The organism is Niallia sp. WK069_GA_01 (assembly GCF_983173855.1).
This window is the reverse complement of sequence record NZ_OZ470138.1, coordinates 790989-805934: the sequence shown is the minus strand read 5'-3', so window position 1 is coordinate 805934 and position 14946 is coordinate 790989. Positions and strand designations below refer to the sequence as shown.

Annotated in this window: 14 protein-coding genes and 1 pseudogene; 5 read left to right on the top strand and 10 right to left on the bottom strand. The window is 35.3% G+C overall.

What is annotated here, in order from left to right:
* Positions 1 to 275: 275 nt before the first annotated feature.
* Positions 276 to 446: a Fur-regulated basic protein FbpA gene (locus AC5LWL_RS03930; protein ID WP_493433104.1), complete on the top strand. Its 171-nt coding sequence runs from the start codon at positions 276 to 278 to the stop codon at positions 444 to 446.
* Between the two features lie 480 nt (positions 447 to 926).
* Here the strand turns inward: AC5LWL_RS03930 and AC5LWL_RS03925 are convergent, their stop codons facing one another.
* Entirely contained in the window at positions 927 to 1826 is a 900-nt protein-coding gene (locus tag AC5LWL_RS03925) for an SDR family oxidoreductase (protein WP_493433103.1), read from the bottom strand.
* A 107-nt stretch (positions 1827 to 1933) separates the two neighbouring features.
* Positions 1934 to 2515, bottom strand: coding sequence for an LOG family protein (locus AC5LWL_RS03920; RefSeq protein WP_493433102.1), 582 nt, complete (start codon positions 2513 to 2515; stop codon positions 1934 to 1936).
* An 87-nt stretch (positions 2516 to 2602) separates the two neighbouring features.
* On the opposite strand from AC5LWL_RS03920, the gene AC5LWL_RS03915 reads away from it, so the two are divergent.
* From AC5LWL_RS03915 to AC5LWL_RS03905, 3 genes are all read left to right on the top strand, one after another.
* Positions 2603 to 2923: a MazG nucleotide pyrophosphohydrolase domain-containing protein gene (locus tag AC5LWL_RS03915; protein ID WP_493433101.1), complete on the top strand. Its 321-nt coding sequence runs from the start codon at positions 2603 to 2605 to the stop codon at positions 2921 to 2923.
* A gap of 484 nt (positions 2924 to 3407) precedes the next feature.
* Complete coding sequence (locus AC5LWL_RS03910) at positions 3408 to 3932, top strand: DinB family protein (RefSeq protein WP_493433100.1); 525 nt, start codon at positions 3408 to 3410, stop codon at positions 3930 to 3932.
* A gap of 302 nt (positions 3933 to 4234) precedes the next feature.
* Entirely contained in the window at positions 4235 to 5059 is an 825-nt protein-coding gene (locus AC5LWL_RS03905; protein ID WP_493433099.1) for an aldo/keto reductase, read from the top strand.
* A gap of 134 nt (positions 5060 to 5193) precedes the next feature.
* Here AC5LWL_RS03905 and AC5LWL_RS03900 read toward each other — a convergent pair whose 3' ends face one another.
* From AC5LWL_RS03900 to AC5LWL_RS03885, 4 genes and pseudogenes are all read right to left on the bottom strand, one after another.
* Positions 5194 to 6087 carry an HAD family hydrolase gene (locus AC5LWL_RS03900; protein ID WP_493433098.1) on the bottom strand — a complete coding sequence of 298 codons (894 nt, stop codon included), beginning with the start codon at positions 6085 to 6087 and terminating at the stop codon, positions 5194 to 5196.
* Between the two features lie 78 nt (positions 6088 to 6165).
* Positions 6166 to 7011, bottom strand: a complete 846-nt coding sequence (locus tag AC5LWL_RS03895) for an Ig-like domain-containing protein (RefSeq protein ID WP_493436532.1) — start codon at positions 7009 to 7011, stop codon at positions 6166 to 6168.
* A pseudogene (locus AC5LWL_RS03890) lies at positions 6991 to 7902 on the bottom strand (glycerophosphodiester phosphodiesterase); the annotation flags it as partial. The pseudogene AC5LWL_RS03890 and the gene AC5LWL_RS03895, both read right to left, overlap by 21 nt.
* A gap of 303 nt (positions 7903 to 8205) precedes the next feature.
* Positions 8206 to 9150, bottom strand: coding sequence for an LCP family glycopolymer transferase (locus AC5LWL_RS03885; RefSeq protein WP_493433097.1), 945 nt, complete (start codon positions 9148 to 9150; stop codon positions 8206 to 8208).
* A gap of 483 nt (positions 9151 to 9633) precedes the next feature.
* On the opposite strand from AC5LWL_RS03885, the gene AC5LWL_RS03880 reads away from it, so the two are divergent.
* Positions 9634 to 10188 carry a hypothetical protein gene (locus AC5LWL_RS03880; protein WP_493433096.1) on the top strand — a complete coding sequence of 185 codons (555 nt, stop codon included), beginning with the start codon at positions 9634 to 9636 and terminating at the stop codon, positions 10186 to 10188.
* A 359-nt stretch (positions 10189 to 10547) separates the two neighbouring features.
* Here AC5LWL_RS03880 and AC5LWL_RS03875 read toward each other — a convergent pair whose 3' ends face one another.
* The 4 genes from AC5LWL_RS03875 to preA form a co-directional block, all read right to left on the bottom strand.
* Positions 10548 to 11597 (bottom strand): Mrp/NBP35 family ATP-binding protein, encoded by a 1050-nt coding sequence (locus AC5LWL_RS03875; protein ID WP_493433095.1) that lies wholly within the window; start codon positions 11595 to 11597, stop codon positions 10548 to 10550.
* Between the two features lie 188 nt (positions 11598 to 11785).
* Positions 11786 to 12016, bottom strand: coding sequence for a hypothetical protein (locus AC5LWL_RS03870; protein ID WP_493433094.1), 231 nt, complete (start codon positions 12014 to 12016; stop codon positions 11786 to 11788).
* Between the two features lie 165 nt (positions 12017 to 12181).
* Positions 12182 to 13600 (bottom strand): dihydropyrimidinase, encoded by a 1419-nt coding sequence (gene hydA / locus AC5LWL_RS03865; RefSeq protein ID WP_493433093.1) that lies wholly within the window; start codon positions 13598 to 13600, stop codon positions 12182 to 12184.
* A gap of 52 nt (positions 13601 to 13652) precedes the next feature.
* The gene (gene preA, locus AC5LWL_RS03860) at positions 13653 to 14936 is read right to left on the bottom strand and encodes an NAD-dependent dihydropyrimidine dehydrogenase subunit PreA (protein WP_493433092.1); all 1284 of its coding nucleotides are present in this window, start codon (positions 14934 to 14936) and stop codon (positions 13653 to 13655) included.
* Positions 14937 to 14946: the final 10 nt, after the last annotated feature.

The window sequence follows — 14946 nt, the reverse complement described above, 5'->3', positions numbered from 1 at the left end:
ACTCAGGTAATACTAAATTAGTTTATAAAATCCCCTTTTCCTACTAATAAAATAACCATTTCTCTATTTATTATTACGGTGTTATAAAGCCAAATGTTTTATACCTAATTTCTCTTCTTTCAAACATGTCAGAATATCATGAAGGAAAAGTAGAGCAACTTGACAATGAGAATGTTTTTCAATTAAAATAAAACCGATACTATAAATGATAATGATTATCAATATCAAAATAAAAAAATCTATGCTTAATGCTTTTACAAAGGAAGTGGATATAATTGGTGAAATATTCAAATGAAGAGACTGTCCTTGAGAAAGAACAATTGATTTCTCAATTACTACAATTAAATTATTATAAATCAACAGATGATCGTCAATTATATGAATTAACATTAAATGAATTAGAAACTGAATATAAAATAGTGATAGAACAACACTATAGCAATTAAACACAAATCTCTTTACCATCCTATTACAGATGAATAGGCATCTATTTTATCGCTTTTCATCTCTTTAATAGGCAAACGCTGAAGAAATGTATACTTTCCCTGAAATAATTTATACTACAATGGTTTTTATTACACGCTACTTTTTGTTTTTCCACAGTACTAGACCTCACTTGCTACTATTTTTTTCCTATGCAAAAAAGCCTATCGAGATTAAATTGCTCGATAGGCTTTTTAACTATATATAAATCGTGTTCAAAAAGGAGGATAAAAAGGACCAAGAAGTTCGAGGCGGTTTGCTCCTGAGCATCACCCTTTCACAGGATGTGATGACTTCCACGTTGCTCACAGGACGTGAGCGTTTTTAGTGGAAGATTCTCTCGTTAATACGTGAGAAGCGGAGAAGCAAACCAACGAAGAAATTCAATGTATCATTTTTACCGGACTTTTTGAACAACCTATATAAAAGAAGGAATTACTTGTTTAAGCAGTTGGAATTCCGCCTGTCACTCCATAAACCTGTGATGTTACATAATTCGCATCCTTAGAGGCTAAGAATACATATACACTTGCTAATTCCACTGGCTGACCAGCACGTTTTAATGGAGTAGGAGGTGTACTTTCTCCAAATTTCGGAATATTTTCACTTGGTTGTCCCCCAGAAATTTGCAACGGTGTCCAAATTGGTCCTGGAGCAACTGAATTTACACGAATCCCTTTTGGTGCTAATTGTTTTGCCAATGCTTGCGTAAATCCAATAATAGCCTTTTTGGTTGTAGCATAATCTAATAACGCAGGATTCGGGTCATAGCCTTCTACTGAACTTGTCGTGATAATAGAAGCACCCTTTGGCAAGTATGGAAGTGCAGCCTTAACAACCCAAAATAAAGAAAAAATATTAATTTCAAATGTTTTTCGTAGTTGTTCTGTTGTAAGATCTGCAATATTTTCCACCGCTTGCTGTTTGCCTGCAACCAATGTCAATACATCCAATCCACCCATTTCTGCATGAGCTTTTTCCACTAATTCCTTGCAAAATGCTTCATCACTTAAATCACCAGGGATGAGTATTGCTTTTCGTCCTTCTGCTTCTACCAATGCTTTTACTTCTTCTGCATCAGGCTGCTCTACTGGCAAATAGTTGATGGCAACATCTGCACCTTCACGAGCATAAGAAATCGCAGCCGCACGTCCGATACCAGAGTCACCGCCCGTTACAAGCGCTTTTCTGCCAATTAATTTTCCACTGCCTACATAACTTTCTTCACCGCAATCTGGCAGAGGATCCATTTGTCCTTGTATTCCAGGTGGCTCTTGATACTGTGTTGGAAACTCCCCATTAAAAAATTCCGTTAAAGGATTTTTAGTATTCAAACTAGACATAACTATCTCTCCTTATCCATGAATATTTTTAAGCATATTGGAGTGTACCCGTGAGAGAGTGGTATAAACATTTTTTAATTAAACCCTTTTAAATCAATAGTATTTTTTTAGACTTGATTTTTCGTAATATATGTTTTTACAGATGGGGGCTCATATGTATAAAATTGATCGAGTAGTCCTCTTGGCTCTGTATCAATAAGTGCCATGGTACGATATTTTTCATCTAAAAACTGTTCCTTGGTCATATGATTAAAGAAAGCAATAATCTGATCATAATAATGATGGATATTTAAAAGACCGCATGGTTTTTTATGTAGTCCCAACTGCGACCATGTGAAAATTTCGAAAAACTCTTCTAAAGTTCCTGGTCCTCCTGGCAAAGCGATAAACCCATCTGCAAGTTCCGCCATTTTCGCTTTTCTTTCATGCATGGAATCTACAATAATAAGCTCTGTTAAATTTCTATGGAAAATTTCTTTTTTCTCTAAAAAAGTTGGTATAATACCAATTACTTCTCCCCCATTATTAAGCACAGAATCTGCAACTGCTCCCATTATTCCTACACTTGCTCCACCATACACAAGTGTTATATTGCGTTGAACCAATTCTTCTCCCAATTTTTTTGCGTATTTTATATAAACGTCCGATGCCCCATTACTAGACCCACAAAATACTGCTAATTTTTTCACGTTAATCGCCTCCTAAAAAACTCCTCTTTTATTATACGAAACTATCTAAATTTTGTTAAACTTAATGAAGGAAAAGGAGGCTTTAAAATGAATGTTACGGAATTTCAGCAATGGGTAAAGGATTATTATAAAAATAGAGGCTGGTCAGAGTTAGATATTTTTATTCGAATTGGATTTTTAGCAGAAGAAACAGGTGAAGTTGCTCGTGCGATCAGAGCCCTTGAGATTGGCAGAGACAGACCAGATGAAGCAAGCAGCTCAATTGCAGAAAAGAAACAAGAGTTAACAGAAGAATTAGGAGATGTGCTAGGGAATTTAATTGTAATAGCGAATAAATATAATATTCCGCTAGAAGAAGTGTTTCACTCCCACAAAGCAAAATTAACCGAACGCTATTCTATTAAATAGATTTATAGGGGAATTTAGGATCGTTTTTCATAAAAATGATCTAGTTTTAAAACTAGATTATCAATCTATAAGGATACATGTTTAATTGGAGCTATCCAGTGCTCCCCCACCTAAAAGTAATATTTTCTTTAATCATCTAACTCAAACTTTGCACCTTCAAATTCGTTTGCAAGTCTTGATATTACTCGGTTTAAGAATAATAAATGGGAGGTTTGTTTTTTAAAAGGCGAGAAAGTATATATTTTTTGAAATGTGAAGGCTGTCTAGCTTCGCAGTACAGGATGTACAAGTGCCGGCCAAGACAATAAGGACGTGGCGTATTTTGCCGGTCAGCGCCTAGCCCCAGTGAGTATTGCCTCCAGCCTCTAAATGTCATTCCATTTAATATGTCTAAAGGACACATGAACATAGACAGATTCTTCATTTATATAAAATAAATTGGTATTATATTATCAAATAAGAAACAAAGAAACGAGGAGAATACATGGAATTTAAGCTGGAAGAAGCGCTAGATATATTGGAGCGTACTCCTGATACTATGCAGCACTTTTTAACTGGTTTATCAGATGGTTGGCTGCGATGCACGGAAGGAGAAGGAACTTGGAATGCCGAAGAAGTGATTGATCATCTTATTGAAGGCGAAAAAACCAATTGGATACCAAGACTGGAATTTATTCTTCATGAAGGGGAAAATAAACCTTTTCCACCATTTGACCGTTTTTCACACTTAAATCTAAGGGATGAAAAAACATTAAAACAAAAATTACTTACATTTAAAGCGATTCGAACACAAAATATTATGAAACTAAAAGACATGATAGATCCTTCCTTGCATCTAGAATTAACAGGTACTCATCCAGCTTTTGGTGTAGTAAAAGCAAGAGAATTGATTTCTACTTGGGCAGTTCATGATTTAACGCATATTGCACAAATTGTACGGATTATGGCAGAAAGATATAGAAGCGACGTTGGCCCATGGATAGAATATTTAGGAATCTTAAAAAAGTAATATAAGGATTAGCTATTAGAAAGAATCGCTAGTAATACCTTTTTATAAAAATAGTTATAGGTAAAACTGAAACAATGATGTACAAATGCTAAGCCTTTTAACAACGCTTTCCCTTTCATTTATCTCTTTTTATAAGAATCTGCAAAAGATTAAGGTATTATTTCATCTTAATCTTTTGCCATACATCCAATTAATTAGCCAGATCTCTAATCACTCTTTCTATATGAGAACCTTCCATTTGTAATTCTCTCTCTCAAAAGTTAGACTATAAATGAAATCAAATGCAAAAGGAGAGTGTGAAAATGAATTTTGTTACATTAAATAATGGATTAAAAATGCCGCAGCTTGGATTTGGTGTTTGGCAAGTGGAAGATAATAAAGCGACAGATGCTGTTGCTCAAGCAATAAATACAGGCTACACATCTATTGACACAGCCATGATTTACAAAAACGAAGCAGGTGTGGGACAAGCAATTAAAGAAGCTTCTGTTCCTCGTGAAAAATTATTTATTACGACAAAAGTTTGGAATAGTGATCAAGGCTATGAAAATACACTGCGAGCATTTGATGAAAGCTTGGAACGATTAGGTCTAGATTATGTAGATTTATACTTAATTCACTGGCCTACTCCTGAATTTGATGAATATGTAGATACCTATAAAGCATTGGAAAAGCTTTATAAAGATGGACGAGTAAAAGCAATTGGTGTCTGCAACTTTGAAATAGAACATTTAGAACGAATTATAAAAGAGTGTGAGGTTAAACCTGTTTTAAATCAAGTAGAATGCCATCCTTACTTGGCTCAAAATGAATTAAAGGATTTTTGTGCGAAACATGATATCTTTGTAGAAGCATGGAGCCCTCTTGATCAAGGCGGAGAAGTACTAAAAGACGAGGTTATAAAGAAGATAGCTGCCTTCCATCGCAAAACTCCAGCTCAAGTTGTACTTCGCTGGCATTTACAAAATAATACAATTGTTATTCCTAAATCTGTAACACCGTCTAGAATAGAAGAAAACTTTAATGTGTTTGACTTTGAACTAACCTCAGAAGAAATAGCACAAATTAACGAATTAAATAAAGATAGACGCAAAGGACCACATCCAAACGAAATGAACGTACGCTAAGTTAAACCAACAAGAAAGAAAGGCCATTCCTTTTATCCACTGGAATGGCCTTTCACTTATTTTATAAAGATAACTACTGTTAGAAGATCTCTATTCATTTACACATTATCATTGGCAAAAACCAAAATTTGTACTTAATTAGAAACTTTTTCACTTCCCGAGTTAGTCTTATTAAGCAACGATTCAAATTTAGAGCGAAGATAATGACTTACTCCATCTTCATCACAAGTAAGTTCGGTTACGTCAACAGCTAAATCTTTAATATAATCTGGAGCATTTTTCATTGCGACAGGAAACTTAACAAACTTAAGCATCGGAATATCATTATTACTATCACCTATAGCCATCGTTTCATCCTCTGATAAATTAAATTGTTTTAACATCTGTTTAATCCCTGTAGCTTTATTCACGTTCGCAACCATTAATTCAACATTATGTTCGGAAGATGTAGAAATAGTAAAGTCTATCTCTTTCTTTAATTCATTAAGCTCATTTATCCATTGATTAATATGCTCTTTCGTTCTCGCAAAGAAATAAAACTTTGAAAACTTTGTTCCCTCTACTTTATCCTTCCAATCAATATTTTTTTCTATTGCTTGTTTACGTGACATCCATTCATTAATTCCAACACTTTCTGGCTTTGGATCTCTCATTTCTTCTTCCATATACTGTTTATCTTGCTTTAATGTTATACGAGATGCTTCATATGGGAAAAGCTCATAATAAATCTTGCTATTCCTCGCCTTCTCCATAACGGTTTTCACCAATTCAGGGTCAAGGGAATGTTCAAACAATACTTCTTCTCCCACATATCCAGTCATGCCATTAGAAGTGATCATCCCATCCACTTGAAAACCTGGTGGTACCACCTTCTTTATTTCATTAATCGCTCTACCAGTAGCGATAAAAACATATATTCCATTTTTTCGTAAATCATCAATAATTTCTTTTGTATGAATACTTGCCCGATTATAATGATCCAATATTGTTCCATCCATATCTAAAAAAACTGCTTTAGGTTGTAACATTGTCAATTCCCCCTATTTTTAAAAAAAGTTTACTTGCTCAAGTATACACTCTGTTTACAAATTTTCATTCTCTTCTCTCTATTTCACTTCCAACACATAGTCCTTACTTTTATTCCTAGCTTGGTCACTTGCTGTAATAATCACTCTTTTATTGCGTCTCTGCTTTGCTATCTTCACCTTAAAATGGCCTTTATTATTGACCCTTCCAGTGCCTATTGTTTTCTCGTCTACCTTCACTGTGACAGTTGCATTCATTTCTGCATTTCCTGAAATAGCTGTACTATTCTTATATACAGAATTAACTTTTGAAATAGAAGGTGCTGTTTTATCTTTTATAAGAACTCTTTTTTTGTTGCTTCTATTGGCAGCAGAATCTTCCATGTAGACAAATACTTTATTTCCAGCTTGTTGTTTTGGTATTTTCACTTTAAATTTTCCGTTCGTACCAACTTTCTCTTTTGCTATGACTTTTTTATCTGAATAAATAATAGCAGTTGAACTACTTTCCCCTTTTCCTTTTATAAACGTATCTTTGTCTGTAACACTTAAAATAGAAGCAGTTTTCGGTTTTGTTTTATCTATTTTAATAACAATTGTTTTTTTCTTTTCTTTATTTCCTGCAAGGTCGATACTTCTGAATTCAATTCTATTTTCTCCTTCTGAAGAAATAATAATATCTCTATTATATGTTGTCCATTGCTTATCGTTTTGTTTTTTATACTCAATTCGGTTAACTCTTGAACAAGCATCTTCAGCGGATAATTGTAAAACAACACTCGTATTGTACCACCCATTATGAATAGAATTTGTGGACTTTATAGAAGCTTTCGTTATAGGAGCAATTTCATCCGCACTATAGCTAGTATAATTTTTTTTGTAGTCTAGAAACGCATCATTAAAGAGATCCGGCTTGTTGCTAAACATTCCAGTCACGCCCCAAAGAAATGCATTTTCCATATCTTTTTTTTCATTAACCGTGTATGGAATTACCTCTACTCCTTGCTTTACAAACGCTTGCACATAGTTCCGATCAATTTCATCAAAATTAGGGCCGATCCCAAATGCATATTCCTTCATTGCCTCTATTTCAGCATTCGTTATAAGAGCGGTATCCGAATATTCTACTAGTTGCAACAAAGGGATATTCTTATTCAATGAATGAATCTTTTTCAAACTAGCTGAACTAAATGATTCAATGACTACCTGACTCGTATGAGGATTGTTTTCACTAATGATATTGTATTTTTCTAACAAACTTATTAACGCTTCTTCCATCCCAGGATTTGTTCCAGGTGCTTTTGTTTCTATATAATATTTAGTACTATTCCCAAACTTTTTAAAAATTTCTTCCAATGTCGGAACTTGAAGTCCTTCATATTCAAACTTTGCATCGTTTTTATGTAGCTCATTAAACTTGGAACCCGCATCTAGCGTTTTTAATTGTGACAACGTCATATCTTTCACATAACCGGTTCCATTCGTTGTGCGATCCACTTTCTTATCATGCATCGCAACGAGAGTTCCATCTTTGGTTACTTGTAAATCTATTTCTATAAAATCTGCACCCATTTGTTTCGCTAACTCATATGATTGCAAAGTATGTTCAGGAGCATAACTCGAGGCTCCTCGATGTGCAATATTAGCAAAATTTTTGCGATCCAATTCATGTACCGTTGCTGAACCTTCGGAAAGAGGATACAGAAGATTAATAAAAACTGCGACCGTTATTACTAAGATTTTTTTAAAAAACTTTCTATCTTTTCTGTGGACGTATTTACCCTTCTCTACCTTTATAATTGTTTCTTTATCATTCATTTCCTATTAAGACTCCTCTTTTATATGATAAAAAAGTGATATAATTTTCGACAAAAAAACATTAGTTGTTCATTTTTTTCAATAAAAGTGAAAACTCCTTCTGTGAAGATGTTACATTCCTGTTAAGAGTAGAACAAACAATTAATTTCTTTTATTATACTATTATTAGGTTAATATATAGTGAAAATACTAAAAAAATTTGTGAGAAAATGTCGAGGCTATCCGAAAGCTTAAGGCAGTAAAAAAAGCGCTAGCACAAAAAAAGAGAAGGAAAAGCTCTATCGCTTATCCCTTCTCTCTTTATTATTTCGCTAAATTCTCTGTAAGCATTTTATTGACTTTTTCTTTTTCCTCTGCTGGAACGTTTAAGTAATAAGTTTGACCTGGAGGTGTACCTGTTCCTTTTACTTCGTATTGTTCTATATTATTTCGAACGCTTCGATAATTTTTTTGGATATCCATCATTTGGTCAAACGTAATATTGGTTTTAACATTTTCCCCAAGCGCCTCTAAGATATCATTAAAATGAGTAACAGATGTTACACTCGTTGCTTTATTAATGATGCCGTTAATTACTTCTCTTTGGCGTTCATTTCTGCCAAAATCTCCATTAGGATCCAAGTGGCGCATGCGTACAAATCCTAATGCTTTTGGACCATCGAGCTGTAATGTACCTTTTTCATAATGGTACCCTTTTTTATAATATCCTTCATCTATCCAATCAAGATTGTTTTGAACCGTGATGCCGCCAACTGCATCAACGAGAGCACTAAGTGCTTCCATATTAACTTGGATATAGTAATCCATTTTTACACCAGTAAATGCTTCTACTGTATCCTTTGCCATTTTAACACCGCCGAAAGCATATGCTGCATTAATTTTATTCACAGTTCCTTTGCCGATAATTTCCGTCTTCGTATCACGAGGGATACTAATCATTTGCATTTTTTGTTTAGTAGGATTTAGAGTCATCGCAATTAGTGTATCCGATCTTCCTACGTCCCCTTCTCTTTCATCCACACCCATAAGCAGAATAGAGATAGGATCCTTTTTATCAATTGTTTCTTGCTTTTTTTTCGTTTCCGTTTTTGTTTCTGTTTCAATTGGTTTATACATATCATTAGCTGCTTTTTCCACATTATGATATAGATAATAAACATAAGCACCGAGGGCAATTACAAGAACACCAAAGATTGATAAAATCGTTAACAAAATCTTTTTCTTTTTGTTTTTCTTTTTCTTTCTCATACAACTCTCTCTTTCCACTTAAAATGTACTCTCTTCCAATTTATTACACAATTCGACGTTTGTCTATTTAAATTTTCAGCTATTTAGAAAATATGCGCTTTTGTAATTAGTCCGCAGCCTGAATACATTTCGCTTTCCGTAGGGCTGGCGGTAGCCCACTCGTAGCAAGGCTCCTGAGTGTTCCGCTAATATCCCTCAGGATTCTTCGTATATTCAGGTTCTTTATCATAGACCATGGCGCAATCTTTTTGCATAGAGGCTTCCTAGTCAAACCAAGGAATGTTATAGGTGTATATGGTATATTTGTTTTAGATTGTTAAAAATCAATGGTAGAAAATATGACATACAGAATGTTTATTCTAAATAAATGTGATACAGTTAAACAATACAAAAAAATTAGAAGTTCAGATTCTTTTTATATGATATAGTCAGAAGATTCACACAGAAAATTCTTATTATAATTTCTATAAAGAGGTGTTAGGTTTGCAAAGAATCGTATACCGAGGAATTGGTTTTGAAGAGGGAAAAGAAGTCATCCATAAGCAAAAATATGATCGAGATGAGATGAGAGTTTTTCAGAAAGGAATCGCAGCAAAGTCAGTTTTTGGGTCAGGAATCTACCTAGTAAGTGATATTGAACTTGCAATTCAGTATGCTTTTTGCCATGCAGAAGCGGAGAAAAAAGATGGATTAGCAGCTATTCTCAAACAACAACTAACAATAGAGAATCCTTTCATTTTAAATTATAGATATACGGAAAAAAAATTAAGAAAAGATGCTTTAGATTGGAAATATCAGAATACCACTATGTCCAACCTAAGATCAAATCAGAATTCACTACAGTTAAAAGAAAAGATGAAAGATATAATAAAAGAATATCTTTTGTTTCATGACTACGATAGCATTGTTTATTATGTAGATGATAAATTAGTTTATTATGTATCTTATTATCCCGAACTGCAAATTAGCAATATCAAAATGGATTTTCACTTTAATATCAAGGACTTAACACGAACAAGGTGTGCCAGCTCCCAATGAAGAGATGGTACTCAACCAACAAAAAAGAAATACAGCACTTCCTCTCTAGTTATCTGAATAAACCCAAACCTGTAAATGAGAAGTAGGACTGAATAATTTACATCTATCCAAAGTCAGAGGCAATTACCCTTAAACAGTTTCGATACTCTTTGCTCCTGAGCATCGGCCTTCCACAGGATGTGGTAACTTCCACGTTGCTCACAGGACGTGAGCGTTTTTAGTGGAAGAACCTCTAGTTAATACGTGAGAAGCGGAGAAGCAAACCAACGAAGAAATTCGATGTATCATTTTTACCGGACTTTTTGAACAACCGCTTAAAGTGAGGAGCTTATTCCCCGTTAAGTGTGGAATAAATGACTTTATACAAGCTGTACGTTTTTCACTTTTTCTATTACCTTTTCAGCAATAGATTCGTACATTCTCGCCAATGGATGTCTCGTTCCATAAACAGATGGGGAAAAATCAGTCATATTATCATCTGGGGGAGAAAGTGGCAATTGTCCAAGTAACTCTGTTGATAGCTCGTTTACAAGCCTTTCTCCTCCACCGCGGCCAAACACATATTCCTTCTCCCCTGTCAGTTTACTTTCAAAATAAGCCATATTTTCTATGATACCTACTATTTCATGATTTGCATTCTTTGCCATTATTCCAGCACGAACAGCAACAAATGCGGCCGTTGGATGTGGTGTTGTTACAATAATTTCTTTTGACGTTGGAAGCAGCGCATGAACATCAAGAGCAATATCTCCCGTTCCAGGAGGCAAATCTAGCAGCAAATAATCTAGTTCTCCCCAGTCAACTTCGCTGAAAAAGCTATTTAGCATTTTCCCCAGCATAGGACCACGCCAGATTACAGGAGCATTATCTTCCATAAAATAATCCATGGACATAACTTTCACACCAAATTTTTCTGGAGGAATTATTTTCTCTTCTTTTAATTCAGGTCGTGTCTCTATCCCCATCATATTCGGAATACTAAATCCATAAATGTCGGCATCTATTAATCCAACTCTTTTGCCAAGACGGCTAAGAGCTACAGCAAGATTAGCAGAAACCGTTGATTTGCCAACACCACCCTTACCACTTGCTATAGTAATAAAGGCGGTTTTACTTTCGTTTGAAAGAAGTGAAGGAATACTCGATTTCACCCGTTCTTTATATGCAGCAGAATGCGCTTCTGCATTTAACTTTTCAAACCGCAAGCCTACTGTTACAGCACCAGCTTCCTTTAATAAACGAACAATCTCCTGTTGAACTTTTATTTGCGAAGAACCATCCTTTGAAAATAGTACTTTTAGACTCACATGCTTGTCTTTTATTTTTATATCCTGAACAGTTATACTTTCCTGCAAAACTGGATCTTTCACATTTTGTACTACATATAACACTTGTTCTTTTGTTAACATCAAGATTAGCCTCCTTTATCTTTCAAAAAAGGGATGCTCCCTCTATATTTCCTAATGAAATATAAGCAACATCCCTCATCAAAAAACTCCACTCTAATTTACTTAAAACTATCGAACGAAACAGAAGTTGATGTACTATCTAAACAGTTTAAAGCTTTATTTCCACTTAAAGGAATGAACCTTTTTTGTTAGTTCTCCCTTTGCTGATCAATTAAAATACCCGACAAGTACTTTCTGGCATCTGCAGTTAAAATTTTGATTTGTTTCTTCTCTTCAGAATGTAATTCCTTGTTATCCAAACGTCCAAACTCCACTAAAGCACCACTTAAATTTTCATAAATACCAAAAATTCGATATCCTTCCGAAACAAGTGCATCTAGTTTCGCTTTTTCTTCTATAAATTCTGTATATGCAGACATAAAAAACCTCCCTTACAAAAAGGATACTTATAAGATTAATAGTTTCCGAGATTACCCCAACCATTTCCAATGGAATATTAGTGAAGGATAAAGCTTCCACTAATAGTTCGTTTTACTTTATGAAATTATTCAAAAAAACCGGTAAAAAGGACACGCACTTTATGCTCATATAGTTTGAACAGATTTTTCTCCTTCTTTTTTTCTGCCCTCAAATCGTTTTCGTTTCAAATACTTTCCTGCTCCCGGTTTTCCAACAAACACTTTTTCCCGGATAACAAATTCTCCCCTCGATAAAACAGAGATAGGTTCACCTGTAATTTCCATTCCCTCAAACGGATTGTAGTCAACATTCATATGATGTGTTTCAACAGAAAGCGTACGCTCCTTATTTGGATCAAAAATAACAATATCTGCATCACTTCCCACTGCAATGGTTCCTTTTTTAGGAAATAATCCAAATAGCTTTGCTGCTCGTGTCGAAGTAATATCAACAAATTGATTTAGGGAAATACGTCCTTTTTTCACACCTTCAGAGAAGAATAAACTAAAGCGATCTTCAATAATCGGACCCCCATTCGGAATCTTAGAAAAATCGCCTCTGCCTAGATCCTTTTGACCTTTAAAATCAAAGGAACATTGATCAGACCCAAGTGTTTGCAGCTGCCCGCTCTTTAATGCGTTCCATAACACTTCTTGATTCCATTTTTCACGCAGTGGAGGTGACCATACGTATTTGGCTCCTTCAAAATCTGGCTTTTCTAAATATGATTGATCAAGCACTAAATATTGCGGACAAGTCTCTCCGAATACTTGATATCCTTTTTGGCGAGCTGCTGCAATTTTTTCAACCGCATCTGCGCAGGTTACATGAACAACATACAATTGAGAATCAGCAAGCCCCGTTAGTTCTGCCGCCCTTCCTGTTGCTTCTCCTTCTAATTCCTGTGGCCGTGTTAAAGCATGATAAATTGGATCTGTATTGCCATCCTCCAATGCTTTATTTACTAAATAATCAATGACATCACCATTTTCGGCATGAACCATAACAAGCGCACCCTGCTCTTTTGCTGTGAGAAGTGTTCGAAAAAGGGTTGCATCATCCGCTTGAAACACATTTTTATACGCCATAAAAATTTTAAAAGAGGTGATTCCTTCTTCTTCAATAATTTTTGGAATTTCATCTAATACGGTGTCGTTTACTTCACTAATCATCAGATGGAATCCATAATCAATAACTGCTTTTTCCTCTGATTTATTCCGCCATTTCTGTATGGAATTTTTTAATGGTTCCCCTTTATTGGTTAGACAAAAATCAATAACTGTAGTCGTTCCACCATAAGCCGCTGCTATTGTTCCTGATTCAAAGTCATCTGCTGTAACCGTCCCTCCAAATGGCATATCCAGATGTGTATGTGGATCAATCCCACCTGGAAATAAATAAGATCCTTTTGCATCGATTATTTCTGCATCGACATCATTTAAATTTTCACCAATCGCAGTAATTTTCCCGTCTTCTATTAAAACATCTGCTTCATATTTGTCAGCTGCCGTTACAATGATTCCATTTTTTATCACTTTTTTCATTTCTTTCAACTCCTTCTAAGATAAAATACAAGCTCTTTTATTCGTCTTACTCCTAGCCCATTTGCACCATATTTTTATTTAGTGTTTGTATAGCTGCTTGGCGCTCGTTCCAAGTCATCTTTTTGCCGTTTGGTACTTCAACCATATTAATCGCACCTTCAGCAGGACATACAATGGAACAAAGATTACATCCAACACAATCGTCTTCTCGAACTTCAAGATATGGTTTTCCATTTTCGGCATTCGTCAGCATATCAATACATTGATGTGACGTATCTTCACAGGCGATATGGCACTTATTGCAGTTAATACAAATATCATTATTAATTTGAGCAACTACTTTATAATTTAAATCAAGCTCGCCCCAATCGGAGTATTTCTCTACTGATTTACCAACAATACCTTCGATCGAAGCAATGCCTTTAGCATCCAAATAATTATTTAAACCTTCGATCATATCTTCCACGATTCTAAATCCATGGTGCATAGCTGCTGTACAAACTTGCACACTTCCTGAGCCCATCAGCATAAATTCAACGGCATCCTTCCAATTGGAAATTCCGCCAATTCCAGATATCGGAACATTAATTTTCGGATCTCTTGCACATTCTCCAACCATATTTAAGGCAATTGGTTTTACAGCAGGTCCACAGTATCCTCCATGTGCTCCTTTTCCGCCTACATTTGGAACTGTATTCCATGAATCAATATCCACACCCATCAAACTGTTGATTGTGTTAATCATACTGACAGCATCTGCTCCACCATTTACAGCGGCAAGTGCTGTTGCCGTTATATCTGTAATATTAGGTGTCAGCTTCACAATAACTGGTGTTTGCGCCACCTCTTTTGCCCAGTATGTCTGCTTTTCTACTAACTCTGGCACCTGACCAGATGCAGCTCCCATTCCACGTTCTGCCATGCCATGAGGACAACCGAAATTCAGCTCTAATCCATCTACACCTATTGCTTCGACTTTTTTCACAATCTCATGCCATTTCTCTTGTTTCGGTTCTACCATAAGAGAAGCAATAATTGCATGGTTAGGGAATTTCTTTTTTGTTTCATAAATCTCTTGTAAATTTACTTCAAGGGGTCTGTCGGTAATTAATTCAATATTGTTGAATCCAGCGACACGCTGTCCATTAAAATGCATAGCAGCAAAGCGGGATGATACATTAATAATTGGGTCCCCAAGCGTTTTCCAAACAGCTCCTCCCCAACCTGCTTCAAAAGCTCTCTGCACCTGATAGCCAGAATTTGTAGGCGGTGCAGAAGCAAGCCAAAATGGATTTGGTGCTTTTATACCTGCAAAATCAATACGTAAATCTGCCATTTTACTACCT

What these genes read in the sequence shown, in the direction of transcription:
- hydA (WP_493433093.1), bottom strand. Translation starts at nt 13,600, where the DNA reads ATGAAAAAAGTGATAAAAAATGGAATCATTGTAACGGCAGCTGACAAA.
- AC5LWL_RS03905 (WP_493433099.1), top strand. Translation starts at nt 4,235, where the DNA reads ATGAATTTTGTTACATTAAATAATGGATTAAAAATGCCGCAGCTTGGA.
- AC5LWL_RS03925 (WP_493433103.1), bottom strand. Translation starts at nt 1,826, where the DNA reads ATGTCTAGTTTGAATACTAAAAATCCTTTAACGGAATTTTTTAATGGG.
- AC5LWL_RS03885 (WP_493433097.1), bottom strand. Translation starts at nt 9,150, where the DNA reads ATGAGAAAGAAAAAGAAAAACAAAAAGAAAAAGATTTTGTTAACGATT.
- AC5LWL_RS03910 (WP_493433100.1), top strand. Translation starts at nt 3,408, where the DNA reads ATGGAATTTAAGCTGGAAGAAGCGCTAGATATATTGGAGCGTACTCCT.
- AC5LWL_RS03870 (WP_493433094.1), bottom strand. Translation starts at nt 12,016, where the DNA reads ATGTCTGCATATACAGAATTTATAGAAGAAAAAGCGAAACTAGATGCA.
- preA (WP_493433092.1), bottom strand. Translation starts at nt 14,936, where the DNA reads ATGGCAGATTTACGTATTGATTTTGCAGGTATAAAAGCACCAAATCCA.
- AC5LWL_RS03875 (WP_493433095.1), bottom strand. Translation starts at nt 11,597, where the DNA reads ATGTTAACAAAAGAACAAGTGTTATATGTAGTACAAAATGTGAAAGAT.
- AC5LWL_RS03895 (WP_493436532.1), bottom strand. Translation starts at nt 7,011, where the DNA reads ATGTTTAGCAACAAGCCGGATCTCTTTAATGATGCGTTTCTAGACTAC.
- AC5LWL_RS03915 (WP_493433101.1), top strand. Translation starts at nt 2,603, where the DNA reads ATGAATGTTACGGAATTTCAGCAATGGGTAAAGGATTATTATAAAAAT.
- AC5LWL_RS03900 (WP_493433098.1), bottom strand. Translation starts at nt 6,087, where the DNA reads ATGTTACAACCTAAAGCAGTTTTTTTAGATATGGATGGAACAATATTG.